This is a genomic window from Streptomyces sparsus, assembly GCF_054776295.1.
In genome coordinates this window covers 1-3,975 of sequence record NZ_BAAHCA010000445.1, presented here as the reverse complement: position 1 = coordinate 3,975, position 3,975 = coordinate 1, and the positions used below count along the sequence as shown (strand labels likewise).

General features: G+C 74.1%; 3 protein-coding genes and 2 pseudogenes. 2 read left to right on the top strand and 3 right to left on the bottom strand.

Going from position 1 to position 3,975, the window contains the following annotated elements:
* Window positions 1-191 (bottom strand): annotated as a pseudogene (locus tag ACYVE9_RS18165) (hypothetical protein); the annotation flags it as partial.
* A gap of 99 nt (window positions 192-290) precedes the next feature.
* Between ACYVE9_RS18165 and ACYVE9_RS18160 the strand changes: the two are divergent.
* On the top strand, window positions 291-1,400 hold the full coding sequence (locus tag ACYVE9_RS18160; protein WP_461028934.1) for a DUF5937 family protein: 1,110 nt from the start codon (window positions 291-293) through the stop codon (window positions 1,398-1,400).
* Between the two features lie 52 nt (window positions 1,401-1,452).
* Here ACYVE9_RS18160 and ACYVE9_RS18155 read toward each other — a convergent pair whose 3' ends face one another.
* Together ACYVE9_RS18155 and ACYVE9_RS18150 are read right to left on the bottom strand one after the other, a co-directional pair.
* Window positions 1,453-2,139: a response regulator gene (locus ACYVE9_RS18155; RefSeq protein WP_461028933.1), complete on the bottom strand. Its 687-nt coding sequence runs from the start codon at window positions 2,137-2,139 to the stop codon at window positions 1,453-1,455.
* 141 nt (window positions 2,140-2,280) lie between these two features.
* Window positions 2,281-3,498 (bottom strand): sensor histidine kinase, encoded by a 1,218-nt coding sequence (locus ACYVE9_RS18150; protein ID WP_461028932.1) that lies wholly within the window; start codon window positions 3,496-3,498, stop codon window positions 2,281-2,283.
* A 188-nt stretch (window positions 3,499-3,686) separates the two neighbouring features.
* Here ACYVE9_RS18150 and ACYVE9_RS18145 point away from each other — a divergent pair.
* Window positions 3,687-3,975 (top strand): annotated as a pseudogene (locus ACYVE9_RS18145) (SAM-dependent methyltransferase); the annotation flags it as partial.

Sequence of the window (3,975 nt, the reverse complement as noted above, 5' to 3'; positions counted from 1 at the left end):
AGCAGCCGACGCAGACGTCCGCCGAGGGGCCGGCGGGGGCGGCGGCCCCAGTCGGCGCGCCGGGTGACGCGGTTGGCGTCGGCGAGTTCGGCGAGGGTCCGCCAGTCGTGGGTGCCGGGCGGCGGAACGGTCGGATCGGACCGTTGGGCGGCGCGGTACTGGGCGAGTGCGTACTCGTTGAGGAAGCTCATGCCTCCACGCTGCGCCGGGCACGGACCGGCGGGCACGTCGATTGACGGAAGCGCTCAATCGACGGCCGCGGCCCGTCGGACGCCGGGCAGGATGGCCCCATGAGCGTCGCCATCGACATCACCTCGCTGCCCGCCGAGCGCATCGTCTTCGCCCCCTCTCCCCTGGCGGAGCTGGGCGCGGCGCTGCACGCGCTGTCCGAGCCGGCCCACCACCCGGGCCTGCACGGCTGGACCACGTCCACCACAGCGGGGCTCAAGCCGGACCTCGCCGGGCGGCTGGCCGAGGCCGACTTCCTGTGGCGCTCGACCCGCTCGGACATCCTCTCCTCCTACCAGGAGGTGCCCGGCGGCACGCTAGCCGAGGAGCTGGACTCGGTGGACCGGATGGACGACGACCGCTACGTGCAGGCGGCACTGGAGATCAACTGCTCCAGCGACTACTCCGGCGGCGGCCCGTCGCCGCTGGCCGACGCCGCGGCCCGGCAGCGCGCGCTGGAGCGGGCCGCCGCCCGGGGCCCGCGGCAGCTGGAGTTCGTGCAGCACCTGCTCGACGACCCGCCCACCGTGCGGGCGTGGATCCGCCGCCTGCTGGAGGACTGCGACGAGGCGTTCTTCGCCGACACCTGGCAGCGGGTACAGGCCCAACTCGCCGCCGACGCCCGCCACAAGTCGGAGCTGCTGCGGCACCGCGGCCTCGCCGCCGCGCTGACCGCCGTCTCCCCCGCGGTGACGCTGCACGACGACGGCTCCCGGCAGCACATCATGGTGGACAAGATGGCCACCGGCCGCACCACGGCGGTGGATCCGGCGGTCGGCGCGGGCGTCACCCTCGTGCCCACGGCGTTCGGCTGGCCGCACCTGCTGGTGCTGCACGCACCCGGCTGGCGGCCGGTCATCGAGTACCCGATCGCCTCCCCCGAGCTGCGGGCCGGGCCGGAGTCGGTGGCGCTGATGGAACGGCGGCTGGAGGCGCTGGCCCACCCGGTGCGCATCCGGCTGTGCCGCCACCTGGCCCGCGCCCCCTACACGACGAGCGAACTCGCCAACGCGCTCGGCATCAGCGCGCCCGAGGTGTCGCGGCACCTCAAGGTGCTGCGGCAGGCCGGCCTGCTCACCACCCGCCGGCAGGGCCGCTACGTGCAGCACCAGGCAGACGTGCCCGTGGTGGCCCGCCTCGGCAGCGACCTGCTCCAGGCGGTACTGCGCTGAGCCGCCGGACGCCCCGACCGGACGCCCGGTCAACGGGCCGGCGGCCACCCGCTCAGCGGGAGCCGCCGCCCGCTCGGACCAGGCCCGTCTCGTAGGCGAGTACGACGGCCTGCACCCGGTCGCGCAGCCCCAGCTTGGTCAGGATGCGCCCGACGTGCGTCTTCACCGTCGCCTCGGACAGCACCAGGTGGGCGGCGATCTCCCCGTTGGAGAGGCCCTGCGCGACGAGCAGCAGCACCTCCCGCTCCCGCTCGGTGAGCCGCGCGACCTCCTTGCTGACGGGCTCCTCGACAGCGGACGGCAGCAGCGGCGAGAAGCGGTCGATGAGCCGCTTGGTGGTGGACGGCGCCACCACCGCGTCACCGCTGTGCACCGACCTGATCGCGGCGAGCAGCTCGTTCGGCGGCACGTCCTTCAGCATGAAGCCGCTCGCCCCGGCCTTCAGCGCGGCGAACGCGTACTCGTCGAGGTCGAAGGTGGTCAGGATCAGCACCTTGGGGTCGCCCGGTCCGCCCTGGCCCTCCGTACAGATCCGGCGGGTCGTCTCGACGCCGTCCATTACCGGCATGCGGATGTCCATCAGCACCACGTCCACGGTGGTGGACCGCAGCGCCTCCAACGCCTGGGCGCCGTCCCCGGCCTCCGCGACGACCTCCATGTCCGGCTGGGCGGCCAGCACCATGCGGAAGCCGGTGCGCAGCAGCGCCTGGTCGTCGACGAGCATTACGCGGACGGTCATCTCTGGGGTACCTCTCACATTCGTCACGTCGGGGACAGCTCACCGGGCACGGCGTCCACCGGGCACGGCCTCTCCGGGCACGTCGGGCGGCGGGCACCTCGGGTGCCGCCTCCGCGCCGGGCCGGACCCGGACCGGCCACGTCAGTCTGCGCCCTTCAGCGGCAGCTGCGCGGTGATTCGGAATCCTCCACCGGGCCGCGGTCCGGTGCTCAGGGTGCCACCGATCATGCCGACCCGCTCCCGCATGCCGATCAGCCCGTGCCCCTGGCCGTCGGCACCGCCCTCGGCGTACAGCTCCTGCTGCGAACCGCGGCCGTCGTCCTCGGCGAGCAGCCGCAGCTCGTCGTCGCCGTAGCTCAGCCGCACCATCGCGCCGGCGTCCGGGCCGCCGTGCTTGCGGGTGTTGGTGAGCGCCTCCTGCACGATGCGGTACGCGGTCAGCTCGACCCCGCTGGGCAGCGGACGCGGGGTGCCGTCGATGCGGAAGTCCACCGGCAGTCCGGCGCCGCGCACCTGGTCGACGAGGTCGGCGAGCTGCTCCACGCCGGGCTGCGGCACGTACTCGCCGCCCTGCGGGCCCTCCCCGCTGCGCAGCACGCCCAGCAGCCGGCGCATCTCGGCGAGGGCCTGCCGGCCGGTGCCGGCGATCGTCTCCAGCGCCTGCTTGGCCTGGTCGGGCGCGGAGTCGAGCACGTAGGCGGCGCCGTCGGCCTGAACGACCATCACGGACACGTTGTGCGCGACCACGTCGTGCAGCTCCCGGGCGATGCGGGCCCGCTCCGCGGCGACGGCCACCTTCGACTGCGCCTCCCGCTCCCGTTCCAGGCGGGCGGCCCGCTCCTCCAGCTGCTCGTAGTAGGCGCGGCGGGTCCGCACCGAGTCGCCGAGCACCCAGGCCAGCACGAAGCACAGGGTGAGGAAGACGATGCCGAAGGCGTCGGCGACGCTGTCCCCACCGCTCTCCGGCACGAGGAAGCGGAACGCGCCGACGCTGGGCGCCACGAACGCGGCGACCAGGGCGTAGCGGGAGGCCCAGCGCACCGTCCGGGTGGCGACCGTGAAGACGATGACGAGCATGGCGAAGTCGGGCACCACCGCGAAGACGCCCACCGCGACCTGCGCGAGGCCGGCGGCCGTCGCCAGCAGCAGCATGGCCTCGGGGTGCCGGCGCCGCAGCGCGACCACCAGGCACAGCGCGAGCGAGATGAATGCGCCGGCGAGCAGCTGCCAGCCGTTGTACTGCGGCTCGTACGAGGCCTCCGTGGCCATCCACAGCGCGGAGAACACCAGCAGGACGAAGGCCCAGAAGCCGTCGACCCACGTGGGATGCGCTCGGAGAAACTCGTAGAGCCGGTTCACGTAACCCAGCGTAGGCAGGTGAAATACGTGCAGAGGTCAACCGGACGATCGATCCCTGAGCGGCGGGCGTACTCCGCAAGGTGGAGACGCCCCGAACGGCACCCGGAACGGGAACGTCCGCGCGGCCTTCTACCGTGGCAGCCGTGACTGACGACTGGACGGGCGTGACGGACGACGGCGGCGCCGGCGTGACGGATGGCGGCGCGGAGGCGGACGACGGCGCGGGGGCGGACGGCCGCGCGGGGGTGGCCGGTGGCTGGCGGGGGTGGCGGAGCGCCACCGAGGAGGCGCTGTACGGCCGGGACGGTTTTTTCGTGCGCCAGGCGCCGAGTGCGCACTTCCGCACCTCCGTGCACGCCTCCCCGCTGTACGCGGCAGCCGTCGCCGCCCTGCTGTGCCGGGTGGACGACGCCCTCGGCCGGCCGGAGCGACTGGCGTTCGTGGACGTCGGCGCGGGCCGCGGCGAGCTGAGCGCGG

Bases quoted from the DNA above. Each gene is read 5' to 3' on its own strand.
- ACYVE9_RS18155 (WP_461028933.1), bottom strand. From the start codon at position 2,139: ATGACCGTCCGCGTAATGCTCGTCGACGACCAGGCGCTGCTGCGCACC.
- ACYVE9_RS18160 (WP_461028934.1), top strand. From the start codon at position 291: ATGAGCGTCGCCATCGACATCACCTCGCTGCCCGCCGAGCGCATCGTC.